We start from the raw sequence: 14,381 nt of genomic DNA, 5'->3' as shown, positions 1-14,381 counted from the left end.
GCCGATCAAAACCAATTGTAAAGGCAACCTAAGAAAAAACAACCATTTGCGAAATCTATTGTTTGCTTTTTGGTACATATAAAGATTAGCAGGAAATACCGCAATTAACAAGACAATGATACCAAAGGCAGAAATACTACGCAAACCTTCTATAAACAATCCCAGGCCAAGTATGATCTCCGCAAACCCAACCAACCTATTTACCATTCTAGGAAATGGGATGTACGGCGGGATGATGGCAATATACATTTTTGGTTTCACAAAATGCATAAAACCTGCGAAAATATAAAAAATAGCCATTAAATAAAGAAATACTTCATCCATAAAAATAAAATCTATAAATTTTAGCTCCACTATTCCACTAATGAAACTAATGAATACCATGCCTAACCCTCCAAAATTACGCCATTCCCTTTATAAATCACTCCTTATACTAGTCTTTTTCACGGCGGCACCACTTCTGCTTTGGGGACAGTCCACTCAAAAGCCCGTTCTGCATGCCAAACACTGGCTTGCGATTACCGGAAAACCCCTTGCCGCTACCGCAGGGGCCATGACCTTTCAAAAAGGAGGGAATGCAGTAGATGCTGCTTGCGCCATGTTGGCCGCCACTTGCACCATGTGGGACGTGTTGAGCTGGGGCGGAGAGACCCAGGCACTTATTTACAACCCACACAGCGGAGAGGTAATCGCTATTAATGCTTTGGGAATAGCTCCCACGGGAGCAACGGCCGAGCTTTTCCAGGAAAAAGGCCTTAAATATCCGCCGAGCTTTGGCGCATTGGCAGCTACGACTCCAGGCACACCTGGAGGACTGATCGTCATGCTCAAGGAATACGGTACCCTAAGCCTGAAAGAGGTGTTAGCTCCAGCCATGGAAATGGCAAATGGGTACCCCATAGAATCGCAAACAGCTAACTCCATTGAAGGAGACAAGGACAAAATCAAAGATTGGCCTTATTCCAAAAAGGTGTTTTTGCCCCACCTAGGCGAAGAGAGGGAAGCACCCCATGCCGGGGAGGTTTTTGAACAGCACGACTTGCTCAACACCCTTCAGAAACTGGTGGATGTGGAAGAAGAGGCTCTGAGTGCCGGGAAATCCAGAGAAGAGGCACTGCAGGATGCCTACGACCGCTTTTACAAAGGGGACATCGCCGAGGAAATCGTAAGAAGCACCCAAGAACAAGGTGGGCTGATCACCATGGAGGACATGGGCAACTGGCAAGTAAAAATAGAGGAACCCCTTCACGTCAATTATAAGGGGATTGATGTTTATAAGCTGCAAGAGTGGACCCAGGGGCCTGCCCTACTTCAATCTCTTAATATCCTCGAAAACTTTGACTTGAAAGGGATGGGTTTTAATAGCACCAATTATATCCATACCCTATACCAGGCCATGAATTTGGCTTTTGCGGATCGGGATTTTTATTATGGGGACCCTGCATTTCCCCCAAAAAGCCCCATGGAAGGCCTTCTTTCCAAGGAATATGCAAAGGAAAGGGCCAAGCTGATCGGAGAAAAGAACGACCCCTGGGCGAATCCCGGTGACCCCTACCCCTTTCAGGGAGAGGAGAACCCCTTCAAGGACAAACTGAAGGATTACAGCAAAAATTACCTGAAGTACAATGAAGACATGGATGAGGATGTGAGTGACAGTTTCCTTCAGGATTTCACTGCAGGTACCACCTCCATAGAGGCCGCAGACGAGGAGGGCTGGGTAGTCTCGGTGACCCCAAGTGGTGGATGGATTCCAGCGGTGATAGCAGGAAACACAGGTGTAGGCCTTAGCCAACGCATGCAAAGTTTCGTCACCGACCCCATGGTCAATCCTTTCAATGTAGTGGAACCCGGTAAACGACCCAGAGTAACGCTAACTCCTTCCTTGGCCTTAAAGGAAGGTAAGCCCTTTTTGGCCTTTGCCGTACAAGGGGGGGATACCCAAGATCAAAACCTCCTACAGTTTTTTCTTAATGTGGTGGAATTTGACATGAATGTTCAGGAGGCCGTAGAGGCACCTAATATCAACAGCTATCAGATGCAGGCGGCGTTTGGCAACCATGAGGTTAAGCCCGGGGCCATGACCCTACAAAGTGAAACGCCGTCTTGGATGAGGAAAGAGTTAAGAAACAAGGGGTATTCCCTTAGTTTCAGGGAACGCACTTCTGGCCCCATCAATGCGATCTACTTTGACCGAAAGCAGGGCACCATGTGGGGTGGCAGTTCCAATCATGGGGAGGATTATGGTATTGGGTGGTAGTTGGGTGTCATCTATAGATTTTGGCATTTACGCTGCCGGGGAAGAATTTACACTTCTTGCACTCCTTAATGGTTCAAAATAAGTAACCATGAAGAAGTGAAGGGTAGGTAAGGCATTTCTTAATGCATCTTAACTCCTTAATGGTTTAAAATAAGTAACCATGAAGAAGTGAAGAATAGGTAAGGCATTTCTTAATGCATCTTAACTCCTTAATGGTTCAAAATAAGTAACCATGAAGAAGTGAAGGGTAGTTAAGGTTCTTCTTAATGTTCCTTAACTCCTTAATGGTTTAAAATAAGTAACCATGAAGAAGTGAAGAATAGGTAAGGCATTTCTTAATGCATCTTAACTCCTTAATGGTTCAAAATAAGTAACCATGAAGAAGTGAAGAATAGGTAAGGCATTTCTTAATGCATCTTAACTCCTTAATGGTTCAAAATAAGTAACCATGAAGAAGCGAAGGGTAGGTAAGATTCTTCTTAATGCCCCTTAACTCCTTAATGGTTTAAAACAAATAACCATGAAGAAGCGAAGGGTAGATAAGTTTTTTTTATTTTCACTACTCTTTGATTATTTCATGTCAAAGTCATGAGAAACATATAACTTTTAAATTTATATATCTATGATGACTAAAAAAGAAGTCACCGACTTATCCTACAAAATAACTGGTTGTGCAATAAGGGTTCACCAATTATTAGGCCCAGGTCTGCTTGAAAGCGTTTATCAGAAATGTCTAGAGTATGAATTAATTCCTGATGGATTCACGGTATTGAGGCAAGTAATCGTTCCAGTAGTTTACAAAGGTATTGTTTTTGACACAGAATTAAGACTTGACTTATTGGTTAATGATTGTGTAGTTGTAGAACTAAAAGCCATTGAATATGTTTTACCCGTTCATGAAGCCCAATTGATTACGTATATGAAATTGCTGCAAAAACCACAAGGCTTGCTGATCAATTTTTATACAGACAATATTAGTAAATCAATGAAACCTTTCGTAAACGACCATTTTAAGCAATTGCCAGATTGAGAACATCCCATTATATAAATGATGAGTATGTAGGCAAGCATTTATTAATGTCCCTTAATTCCTTAATGGTTTAAAATAAGTAACCATGAAGAAGTGAAGGGTAGTTAAGGTTCTTCTTAATGCATCTTAACTCCTTAATGGTTCAAAATAAGTAACCATGAAGAAGTGAAGGATAGGTAAGGCCCTTCTTAATGTACCTTAACTCCTTAATGGTTTAAAATAAGTAACCATGAAGAAGTGAAGGATAGTTAAGGACCTTCTTAATGTTCCTTAACTCCTTAATGGTTCAAAATAAAAAACCATGAAGAAGTGAAGGGTAGTTAAGGTTCTTCTTAATGTTCCTTAACCCCTTAATGGTTTAAAATTAGTAACCATGAAGAAGTGAAGGGTAGTTAAGGTTCTTCTTAATGTCCCTTAACTCCTTATTGGTTCAAAATTAGTAACCATGAAGAAGTGAAGGGTAGTTAAGGCTTTTTATATTTATCATGCAGTCCCACACCATCCAATATCTGCCCTTTGTGTTTTTCAATCCTTCCCTTCCTAGTTGAAGCTTGTTTAGGTTGGGAAAAATGGATGATGTAGCCACGCTGCCGCCCGGGAGTCAATGATTCAAATGCCATTTTAAAGCTGGGATCATCTTCAAATGCCTGAAGTAACTCATCCGGAATAGGTTCAGGGTTCTTTACGGTTGGCACCTTCTTGCCCTTTTCCTCAATGGCTATTGCCTCCAAAACGTAGGATTTCAGGACCTCTTTGATTTTTTTGATTCTCTCCGTATCTGTAAATCTTATGATTCTGGCGGACTGTATAGTGCCCTGTTGCTCCAGGATGTTATGGCTGTCCTTCATGATCGCTCCTTTATAAAAACCGATATTGGCTGAACCTTTCAGTGCATTGACCGTCACTATATTTTTGCCTTTATTGGTGTACACAGGAACTCCCCATTTGATTTCTTCAGTCAACCCTGTTTCCAAAACGATCTGCCGGAGGGTCTCCAACTCCTCTGTCCAATTCAAAACTTTGCATTGGGGTGTACCGCCATACTTGCAGCGCATACAGCCATCTACCAGGTATTTGTCCACATTTGGATTCATCATTTTACCAGTCCATATCATAACCATGATCAGAGGGGTCTATGCCCCATTTTGTTAACAAACCTTTTGCCGCTCTAAGGTCATAATGTTGCCGGTTAAACTCCCCTACCCTTCCAATCATGGCCAGCACCTCTCCTCTGGTGTCCTGACCCTCCTCTTCCATACTGTCTATCGCATTAAGGGCATGCGTTCTGGCAAAGGAATTTGCCGATTGTAACACCTGGAAAAATGCAGTTTTAGCTTCGTTTTTATTTCCCAGTTTGTACAGGGCCTCCGCAGCTACTACGGCCACATTGGAGGATTGGTCTTTTGCGGAAGCGTGCAGGGAAGAAAGTGCCGGCCTGGCATCTTCTCCCAAAATCAAAAGCCCTGTAGCTCCCCAGTAACGAATAGCCGGGTCCTCGGATTTCAGCATTTCCTCTAAGGCACCTAAATCCTCCGGAAGGGGATTAGAAGCCAGATTAGCCGCTTCCACTATGGCCTCAAGGTCTAGCCCTGAACTCCTCATATAGTCATAAGCAGTGGTACCTTCTGACCTGTCGGCCAACATGGCCTCTGGGATGTATCCGGTGTCCTTTATTTCCATCACCCAATCTTTGGTGGCACTTTCCATCCTTTGAAGCACCTCCCTATAGGCAGGGTCATTGGCCAGGTTGTTGACCTCCCAGGGGTCGTTCTCCGTGTCGTACAATTCCACCGGAGGCTTGGGTTCCCAGAACCTGGATTGTACCTCATTGCATTCCCCAGCCTCATAGGCTGCCTCCCAGGATTGGATCGATGGTGCACGCCATAGGTATTCGAGGAATTGACCATAGACCCGATAAGGCATATAGTTCTTTATGTACCTGTACTTGTGGTCCCTGATGGACCTGCTCATGTCATATCTCTCGTCCATACGCCCCCTAAACATGTAGGCATACTCTGGATCTTCTGTCTTTTGCTCCCCCAAAAAGGCCTTCCCCTGCATGTAGGCCGGAATTTCCATGCCGACTAAACTCAATAATGTAGGGGCCAAATCCACAAAGCTCACCAACCTGTCCACTGCAGTGCCTGGTTTATCTTCCGGGTAGAGGTGCTTGTATTTCTCCGGGACATATACAATGAACGGCACCCTGGTACCCGTTTCATAGACGTACCTTTTGCTTCTGGCCAGTACCCCACCATGGTCTCCATAGTAGAAAACAATGGTGTTTTCAGCCTCTCCGCTCTCTTCCAACTCCTTCAGCTTTTCACCGATCCAAGAATCCATATCCTCCACCTTGTCGTAATATTGGGCCCAATCATGGCGCATATCGGGAGTGTCTGGATGGTAAGGGGGCAGGGTTACGTTTTCGGGCTTATGTCTTAAATCCTCCTCTGGAATTCGGGTATGTATGGAGCTTTCATGAGAGGTGGTGTTGTTAAACACGGCAAAGAAGGGCTGACCCTCTGCCCGATTCTTGTAATGAGCTGTGTTACTGGACTCATCCCATATGTCCTCGTTCTGATCTGGATTGAAGTTATAATCTTCCTTTACGTTGTTGGTGCAATAATACCCGGCCTCCCGTAAATAGGTAGGGTAGAAACCCACTTCTTCTGATTTGTCGTAATAACTCCTCATATGTTGGTGTCCTCCGGAGGTGGCATAGATTCCGGTCAATATGGTGTTTCTGGCAGGTGCACATACCGGTACATTGGCGTATGCGTGGGTATATAGGAAACCCCTGGCAGCCAAGGCATCCATATTCGGGGTAGTGGCAAACTCATCCCCATAGCAACCGGCAAAGGGGCTGTTGTCCTCACTGGTGAGCCACAAAATATTGGGTGGCGGTAGGTCCTCCTTTTCACTTTCGCAGGCAATAAAGAGGCAAACTATAAAAATGGCAATAAGAGTTCTGGTTACATCTTTCATTTTAGGTGTTAATTTGGATGTTAATAGGGGTTTTAGTGGATATCAATCCCATACTAATCTGTTTTCCAATGCATATTCAAGGATAGATCGGTATAGCGTAAGTTGGATATCCAATATTTCCTCGTGGGTGGCTCCATCATCAAGGGTGCCATGAGGGCTTTCAAAGGTAAAGGACATGGTGCCGCTGGCATGGTGTAAAGCACTAACCAAGTTAAAAGCAGCCTTAGGAGTATCCGGGTCATCCTGTCCCCTTGCTAGGGAATAATCCCCCTTCCGGTGAGGCAGGTTCTCCCTGATAAAGCTCTCATTTAACTGCTGTGCAAAGTCAGCGATTCTGTCTTTCATAAAGCGGGGCACATGGGCGTTTTGGATCACGAAGGGCATGCATTCACAGGAATGTAGGGAAACCGTGATATCCGGCACCTCTTCCTTTGCCAAATCCATAATGGCTTTGGTTTCTTTTGCCATAGGATCAAAGAAGTCGTCATGCATCATATTGATGCCGTCATCATTGAAATAAGCCCCCAAAATACCGACATTTCCACGCATGGGATGCAGGGATTTGGCATGTGGCCAACGCCAAAGGGTTCCGTCCTGTTTGGTGCCTTGCCCGTATTTGGTCATGACTTCTACAGGAAGTCCCACATAAGAATCATAAGGGTTTCTTGCCCTGCCGTCAGGATTGGCAAGGGGTACGATTATTAACCTGAATTTGCTCATTAGTTCCTGTAAGTCGGTGAAATCCCTTCCCCTATGGTCCTTTCCGGTTTCGGCGATTTGCAACAAGTTTAACAATCCCGCCATGCCCTCCACTTCCTGCCCGTGTACCGGGCCGAGCAAAAACACCACGGGCTTGGTAGCTGTGCTTTTCTTTGCGAAAAAGGCAGGGTTTCTGGCAGCCACAGCAGAGTTGTAATTGGCCTGGCTTTGAAAATCGTCCTTTTCCCCGTAATACACAGCATATACCGGCCTGCCCCCTGCTGAGGTGGCAATATGTGCAACGGTTCCTTTTTTCACGGATTTTACTTGTTCGCTAATTTCCTCAAGCGTGCTTTTATAATATGCAGGAATGTTTTCCGGGGGAGGAGGATCTCCTTTTTCGGGAATTACCTGGGCAATAAGGTATTGGGAAACTCCAAAAAAGAGCACTATTGATAAGGTTAAAGCAACTTTCATAGATAGTATTTTGGGTAATTGGCAATATATTAAAAAAATAAATGAAAATGATCAAAAGTAAGCCCCTTGAAATCAATCCCCATAAAAAAAAGGGGGGCACCTGGTGCCCCCCTTTTAATCAAATGGAATAATTATCCTATTCCACGTCCCACCACATGCGGGTCATAAACTGATCCGGACCCTGTCGGCTTATAGCTTCGGCATAGCCATCCGGGTTGTTGGCGGCCTCAGATACCGGATACCTGAGCCTTCTAGGAATGTTCCCGTTAGACTGATTCCCAGGGTAGTTATTGGGGACCAATTCCGGGTAACCTGTCCTTCTCCAGTTGGCGTAGGCTTCATATTCATTCAAGAAAGTAACCGCCCAGTATTGTTCTGCCAATACCTTGTCCCATTCGGAGGGGTTGTAAGGGTTATTGGCCAAGTATTCATCAATTTCCGCGTCGCTCACCTCCAGGCTGGAATGCCAGATGGCATACATCTTCATCGCGGCCCTTACACCTGATTCGTAATGTGCAGCAGCATCCCCATTATGCCAACCTCTTTCAATGGCCTCGGCCTTTAAAAATTCGGTCTCCGCAAAGGTATGAAACACCATGGGTGCGTCCCGCAACACGAACAAGGGGTTTACCCTGCTGTAATCATCCCTACGGGCAATGCTGGTAAATTCAGGATCCACCTCCTGGATGGTATTGGTGTTAAACCCGTTGGGTAAGCCCCTTGGCTCCCCACCGTTTCTCACCCAACTTAACCTAGAAAGCCTGGGATCATCATGTTCCAACATCCAATTCACAAAGGTTTGGCTAAGCAGACCCTGATCATCATTGGTGAAATTAGTGCCGTCATAGTTAAAAACCTCACCTATACCATTCCTGTTTATTCCTTCAGGACCATCAGTATGAAGGATGTAGGTTACGTCTGCATTACTTTCAAACACTCCCCCGTTCAAGGCCTTCACTACCCATTCTTGAGCAGTGGCAGGTTCTACCTCACTCATCCTCATCCCTAAACGGAGCATAAGGGAATGGGTGAATTTCCTCCATTGATCCAGGTTGCCGCCATAAAACAGGTCCTGGTTGCCCGGGTTTGGGCTAGCATCATCAAACATGCCTGAGGCAATTTCCAATTCAGCCAACATGTCCTTATAGATTAGTTCTTGGGGGTCATAAGGGGGAAAGAAATTCCTGTCAAAAAACCCTCTTCCAGCATCAAAATAAGGAAGGTCACCGTACACATCGGTCATTCTTGAAAAGGAATATACCCGAAGCACCCTGGCCATGGCATTGAAGTTTGCCAAGGTTTCCTGGCCTTCTACACTGGGGTCGGTAATCTCAATTACGTTCACCAGGTCCTTTACATAACCGGTATAAGCCCTGTCCCACAATGCCGCAGAATACTCTTGGTTAAACAAGTACTTGTCTCCCGACCAATAGGTGGCCAGAGCTGCCAAGTGCTGGATCATGGTGGATTGGTATATCAAAACCGTCCTCCAATTTTCGAATTCTTCCCCGGAAATCTGCAATTGGGTATAGGAAATCACAAAGGCGGGGTCAATTTCGTTGGCCACATTAGGATCTATATTTAGTTCGGCCAATTTTTCGGTGTCGCAGGCATTCAATGTCATAAGACAAGCAGATGCCCATGCGATCAATTTTATATGTAGTTTCATTTGTTGACTGTTTTATTCCAGATATGACTTAAAACTTCATGCTGATGTTAAAACCATAACTTCTGGTTTGAGGAACACCATAATATTCAATCCCTTGTCCGTTTAGGGAATTGAAGGTGGATTCAGGGTCTATGTTATCCACTTTGCTGTGCAAAATGAATAGGTTCCTGGCGATCAGGGAGACGTTCATTCCTGTAATTGGTGTTCTGTCCAGCAACCTGGTAGGGATATTATACCCAATGCTGATCTGCCTTAGTTTGATAAAGTCAGAATCATAGACGAAATTTTCAGTGATTTCTGCATACCTGCTGTAATAATCCTGCACAGTGGTTATACCTTGATTGGAGGGGTCGTTTGGGGAAATAAACCATTCCCCGGCCTCACCGTTTTCGTCCACGCCGGTTACAGTCACTCCTTCTTCCCTGCCTTCTAGGGTGTTCTTATGGTTACCTGTGGCATAGGCCCTGGCGTTGGTTCCGGAGTAAATTGATCCCCCGAATTTGTAGTCGATCAACATCCCTAGGCTTATGCTCCCAATCCTGAAGTTGTTGTTCCATCCACCTGCCCATGGGGAAATCCCAGAACCCAGGTAGTGCAAGTCATCCGTGAAAAGCGGCAATCCATTTTCGTCATACACCTTTTGACCATCTACCCTTTGGTGTTTCCTACCCATGATCACGCTGTATCCACCAGGCATAAACATCCCTGTGCCAGGATCTGTGTAAGGAATCCTATGTTGGATAAAGGCACCACCTGTCCTTGCCTCATCTACAGAAAGTACTCTTGAATCTTCAAAAAGAGATTCCACGTCATTGATATTGTAGGACATGTTCAGGTTGGAGCTCCAAGTGAAATTTGGGGATTCAATCAGGTTTGCTGTCAACAAAACCTCATGGCCCATATTGGAAACTTCTCCCACATTCACAGTGGCCTGACCATAGCCGGAAGTTTGGGGAATGGTGGTCTGGATAATATCGTTCCTAGTTGTTCTCTTGTAATAGGCATAGTCGATTCCAAACCTGTCCTCCATAAACCGGATATCAAAACCAACTTCGAACTCCCCAGCAGTAAGGGGTTGCAGCATGTTATTGGGAACGCTGGTCTGGTTGATCCTGGCTAAGGCCGCACCAAGGTGACCTTGTCCTACCAGCCCATAGTTCAACTCCAACTGATAGGGAGGTGCTCCACCTCCTACCTCAGCCCAGGAACCTCTTACCTTACCAAAAGAGATCCAGGAAGGTAGGATGAAGGCATCGGAGAAAACAAAACTACCTCCAACACTAGGGTACAGGATACTGTTTGAATTCACCGGCAAGGTAGAAAACCAATCGTTTCTTGCCGTCACGTTCAAAAACAGGAAGTTCCTATAGGAAAATTCGGTAGAACCAAATAGGGAGTTGATCCCTTCTTCGTTAAAATCAAAAATCAAGGACTGGTTTGCCCCGTTTTGTAAGGTATGCAAAAAGGGAACGTTGAAATTCTCTGCCCTACCACCAAGGTTTTCATAGCTTCTTTCCATCATGTTCCCACCAAAGAAGGCGTTGATGCCAAAATCTCCGAACTCTTTGTTGGCGCCAATGATGTATTCCATGTTGACTTCCCTTACTCGGATCTGCTCCTCGTTTAAGGCCCCCAATTGACGGTAGGCGGTACCAAAAGGTTCCAAGCTTCTTCTTCTGCTGGTATACCAGTCCATACCTACTCTTGCTTGGGCATATAACCAGTCATTCACATCATATCGGGCCAACCCAGAACCTATGATCCTGTCCCTTACGTTGGAGTTTTCAAATTGGTAAGCGGCCCACCATGGGTTTTGAGAAAAGGTGTTGTCATTGTATTGCAACTCCCTGCCATCAGGCCTGGCTCCAAACTTATTGGGGTCACCTCTGAGGTTGTCCACGTTTATATTCGGGGGCAATACGGCTAAGGTGGCATTTGAATTTCCAGGTGAATCCGATAACCTGGCCCTGTTGGTAACGTCTTCCCTTGTGTATTGGATTTTAGCGCTTACGGTAAGTTTCTCCACATAATTCGCAGTAGTGGATAAGGTAGCCGTTTGTCTGTTCATTCCGGAATTAGGTGTAATGGACGCATTCCTCAAGTCAGACATGGAAAACCTAAAGGTCTGCTTATCACTGCCTCCTGTAAGGGCCACTGTATTTGTCAGGGTAGAGCCTGTACGGTAAAAACGCTCAAAATTGTCTCCTGCATATTCATATGGCCTTTGTTCACCGTCAAATTGATACACAGGCGAACCATCCAGTCTCCCCCCCCAAGAGATACCTCCAAATTCACGGCCCTGACCGGGATTAGTGGGAACCATTCCCGCGCTTCCATGGCCATACTCCTGCTGAAAATCAAAAAGGTTGAAGATCCTTTCTGCCGTATATTGGGAGTTGACCTCCACGCCAATACCTTGTCTTTTAGTCCCTTTCTTGGTGGTAATCAAGACTACACCGTTGGAAGCTCTAGACCCATAAAGAGCAGCAGCGGTGTTCCCCTTCAATACACTTAAACTTTCTATATCATCCGGGTTCAGTGAACTAAGGCCATCGCCCCAATCTACTCCTCCCCACATACCGGCGGACCCCAGTTGGCTGTTGTCCATGGGTACACCGTCAATTACGTAAAGTGGCTGATTGTTGCCGGTAAGGGAAGTATTTCCCCTAATGACAACCCTACTGGACCCGGCCACGCCAGAGCCAATATTGCTCACGTTCACGCCGGCTATCCTGCCCTGCAACTGGTCACCCAGGTTTATTTCCCTGGCCTCTATCAGGTCGTCTCCTTTCACCTCGCTAATAGAATAGGCAAGAGACCTTCGCTCCTTTTCTATACCTAGCGCAGTAACCACAACTTCCTGCATGTCTGAGACATCCTCTGACATCAATACTTCCAGGGTACTCTGGTTTCCCACCTCAATTTCCTGAGTATGGTACCCGATAAATGAAAACACCAAGACGGTGTTGTTGTCCGCTTCAATGGAAAAGGTTCCATCAATATCGGTGGAAATACCCCTATTGGTACCCTTTTCAAATACTGTCACTCCCGGAATAGGCATGCCATCGTTGACATCCAATACTGTCCCGGTCAATGTCCTTGTTTGGGCCATTCCTTCTTGGTTAAAGAAAATTAGCCCCACCAAAGCCATCATAATCCATAAAGGTTTTTTCATGTTGATAGGATTTAGGTAATTAATAATTGATTGAAACACATGCTTTTAGTAAAAGATATGGTCATTTAATCTTACTTCTGAAAATACCCTTTTTTAAAAGAGCCATTGTTAAACTTAAACCATACCTATTTTACCGTTAACAGCTTAAATGTATTATAAAATTTTTGATGTTAAAAAATTAGGTAGTAAAAATTTTTAACTAAACTCCCCTTATTAACTATTAATTTTTTGTTAAATTAATGGTTTGTTAGAATAATTGCACGGAAGGAACTTGTCTTTATGTGTTCAATACACATTGATCCTCTGTTTTAACGGAATATTATTTTTTTAATACCCCTTTACTTTTTCCAATGGCTCACCCTTGGGGCTTCCCTCCTCCACTATCCTTCCCGCCACCTCGTATCCCGGCACAATAGGGGGCTTAGGCTCCTGCTTTTATAGCCCTTGCCGTGCCATCACATCTGCGAAGTTGATCCCAAAAACTACTTGGGCAATCAATACCTGACCTTCTTTAGGAACAGGTATTACTTGATCCCTAAAGCCAATGCTCCACTTGTTCTTACCATGTTTGGGAATAAAAATCTCTTTGGCCATGGTTCTTTCCTTTATTTCCAATATTTGTTTAATTTTAAGCAGTCACCAAAAACAACACCATGATCAAGCATTTGAACAGAAGGGGGTTTATAAAGACAGCCTCTCTGGCAGGTGGAGCCCTTTGGCTACCAAATACCCTACAGGCGAAACAAGAAGAATTTATGGGGGAACGTGAAATAGGGTTGCCCAAATATGAACTGGACACCCCTGCCCTATGCTTGGACCTGGATAAACTGGAAAGAAACCTGAGCCAAGTACAGGAAAAACTAAAAAACACGGGAGTGGCGGTGAGACCTCACGTGAAAACCCACAAATGCCCCGACTTGGCCAAGATGCAGATGCAGGCAGGAGCCATAGGGGTATGTGCTGCCAAACTTTCCGAAGTAGAAGTAATGTTGGAGAACGGAGTGGACCAGGTCCTGATGACCGGGGTGAACGTAACCCCAAACAAAATCAAAAAGGCCATACAACTCCGGAAAAAACATCCCGGTTTTATCCAAGCTGTGGACAACATGGAAAATGCAAAGGACCTCCAGGAAGCCGCCAAGGCTGCGGGAATAACTGCAGATGTGGTAGTCGATTTGGACGTGATCAAACGTTCAGGGGCAATACCGGGAGAGCCAGCCCTCAAACTCGCTCAGTTTGTGGACCAGGCGCCCAACCTCAATTTCAGGGGAATATTGGCATACGATGGAGGAGTGCAACATGTACACGGTTACCAGACAAGGAGACAAAGGAACCTAGAGAGAATGACTCCCATAATTGAAACCCATGAATTGATGAAGCGATCAGGCCTAAACCTGGAGATATTCAGCGGCGGGGGCACAGGAACCTACGACATGATGGGTGATATCCCGGGATTTACGGATGTGCAAGCGGGAAGTTACCTATTCATGGATTGCCAGTATATGGATATAGGAGGAGTGGGTAATGAGGAACTTTTTGACGATTTTGCCCCCAGTCTTACCATCCTTAGCACTGTCATCAACACCAACCACCCCGATCGCTTGATCACAGACGGAGGGGCCAAGGCGGTAACCCTCAACAAACCTGCCGCCAGGGTGATCGGGGAACCGAATTTCAACTACAACGCAGGGTCAGATGAATATGGAACCGTAACCTTTACCGAATCCAATGGCTCCTACAAGGTTGGGGATGTGCTGGAAATGATAGTGCCTCACTGCGATCCTGTGGTGAACCTCTATGACCGCATTTATGGGATTAGGAATGACAAGGTGGAAAAGGTCATTCCCGTGTTGGCCAGGGGGATGTCTCAGTAATTTGGTAGCTGAAATAGCTCATCCGTTTTGCTAATATGTTTTCACTCCGAAAGGTTTTTATCACTAAGCACATGTCTAGGTACTGAGGGACGGAGAGAAGAAGTGACGGAGAGACGAGGTGACGGAGAGACTGAGGCTTGGAGATGAAGATAGTGGACAGGCTTCGGAAGGTTTTTGTCACGAAGGGCACAAAGAACACACAGAGGGCACTACAG

General features: G+C 45.3%; 9 protein-coding genes. 3 read left to right on the top strand and 6 right to left on the bottom strand.

The features are described 5' to 3' along the window. The first annotated feature begins 382 nt into the window (after window positions 1–382). Together DB520_RS25185 and DB520_RS25180 are read left to right on the top strand one after the other, a co-directional pair. A complete protein-coding gene (locus DB520_RS25185) occupies window positions 383–2,257 on the top strand; it encodes a gamma-glutamyltransferase family protein (RefSeq protein WP_114752591.1) in 1,875 nt (624 codons plus the stop codon). Between the two features lie 622 nt (window positions 2,258–2,879). Further along, window positions 2,880–3,287, top strand: coding sequence for a GxxExxY protein (locus DB520_RS25180; RefSeq protein ID WP_232835149.1), 408 nt, complete (start codon window positions 2,880–2,882; stop codon window positions 3,285–3,287). A 464-nt stretch (window positions 3,288–3,751) separates the two neighbouring features. On the opposite strand, the gene DB520_RS25175 is transcribed toward DB520_RS25180, so the two are convergent. The 6 genes from DB520_RS25175 to DB520_RS25150 all read right to left on the bottom strand — a co-directional run bounded on the left by DB520_RS25175 (window position 3,752) and on the right by DB520_RS25150 (window position 12,907). Continuing rightward, a complete protein-coding gene (locus tag DB520_RS25175; protein WP_232835148.1) occupies window positions 3,752–4,408 on the bottom strand; it encodes a YdeI/OmpD-associated family protein in 657 nt (218 codons plus the stop codon). Further along, window positions 4,386–6,272 carry a sulfatase-like hydrolase/transferase gene (locus tag DB520_RS25170; RefSeq protein WP_114752557.1) on the bottom strand — a complete coding sequence of 629 codons (1,887 nt, stop codon included), beginning with the start codon at window positions 6,270–6,272 and terminating at the stop codon, window positions 4,386–4,388. Before DB520_RS25170 ends, DB520_RS25175 begins: the two co-directional genes overlap by 23 nt. A gap of 42 nt (window positions 6,273–6,314) precedes the next feature. After that, window positions 6,315–7,448 carry a M14 family zinc carboxypeptidase gene (locus tag DB520_RS25165; protein WP_114752556.1) on the bottom strand — a complete coding sequence of 378 codons (1,134 nt, stop codon included), beginning with the start codon at window positions 7,446–7,448 and terminating at the stop codon, window positions 6,315–6,317. Window positions 7,449–7,584: 136 nt separating this feature from the next. Continuing rightward, window positions 7,585–9,117 carry a SusD/RagB family nutrient-binding outer membrane lipoprotein gene (locus DB520_RS25160; RefSeq protein WP_114752555.1) on the bottom strand — a complete coding sequence of 511 codons (1,533 nt, stop codon included), beginning with the start codon at window positions 9,115–9,117 and terminating at the stop codon, window positions 7,585–7,587. A 28-nt stretch (window positions 9,118–9,145) separates the two neighbouring features. Continuing rightward, window positions 9,146–12,292: a SusC/RagA family TonB-linked outer membrane protein gene (locus tag DB520_RS25155; protein WP_114752554.1), complete on the bottom strand. Its 3,147-nt coding sequence runs from the start codon at window positions 12,290–12,292 to the stop codon at window positions 9,146–9,148. 435 nt (window positions 12,293–12,727) lie between these two features. After that, complete coding sequence (locus DB520_RS25150) at window positions 12,728–12,907, bottom strand: hypothetical protein (RefSeq protein ID WP_114752553.1); 180 nt, start codon at window positions 12,905–12,907, stop codon at window positions 12,728–12,730. 38 nt (window positions 12,908–12,945) lie between these two features. On the opposite strand from DB520_RS25150, the gene DB520_RS25145 reads away from it, so the two are divergent. Further along, a complete protein-coding gene (locus tag DB520_RS25145; RefSeq protein ID WP_114752552.1) occupies window positions 12,946–14,166 on the top strand; it encodes a DSD1 family PLP-dependent enzyme in 1,221 nt (406 codons plus the stop codon). Window positions 14,167–14,381: the final 215 nt, after the last annotated feature.

Source organism: Pleomorphovibrio marinus (assembly GCF_003347495.1).
GTDB classification, from domain to species: Bacteria; Bacteroidota; Bacteroidia; order Cytophagales; family Cyclobacteriaceae; genus Pleomorphovibrio; species Pleomorphovibrio marinus.
This window is presented reverse-complemented; position numbering and strand designations above follow the sequence as displayed.

Excerpts from the sequence above, each read along its gene's own strand:
- DB520_RS25175 (WP_232835148.1), bottom strand. The coding sequence starts at position 4,408 with ATGGTTATGATATGGACTGGTAAAATGATGAATCCAAATGTGGACAAA.
- DB520_RS25180 (WP_232835149.1), top strand. The coding sequence starts at position 2,880 with ATGATGACTAAAAAAGAAGTCACCGACTTATCCTACAAAATAACTGGT.
- DB520_RS25170 (WP_114752557.1), bottom strand. The coding sequence starts at position 6,272 with ATGAAAGATGTAACCAGAACTCTTATTGCCATTTTTATAGTTTGCCTC.
- DB520_RS25160 (WP_114752555.1), bottom strand. The coding sequence starts at position 9,117 with ATGAAACTACATATAAAATTGATCGCATGGGCATCTGCTTGTCTTATG.
- DB520_RS25145 (WP_114752552.1), top strand. The coding sequence starts at position 12,946 with ATGATCAAGCATTTGAACAGAAGGGGGTTTATAAAGACAGCCTCTCTG.
- DB520_RS25165 (WP_114752556.1), bottom strand. The coding sequence starts at position 7,448 with ATGAAAGTTGCTTTAACCTTATCAATAGTGCTCTTTTTTGGAGTTTCC.
- DB520_RS25185 (WP_114752591.1), top strand. The coding sequence starts at position 383 with ATGCCTAACCCTCCAAAATTACGCCATTCCCTTTATAAATCACTCCTT.
- DB520_RS25155 (WP_114752554.1), bottom strand. The coding sequence starts at position 12,292 with ATGAAAAAACCTTTATGGATTATGATGGCTTTGGTGGGGCTAATTTTC.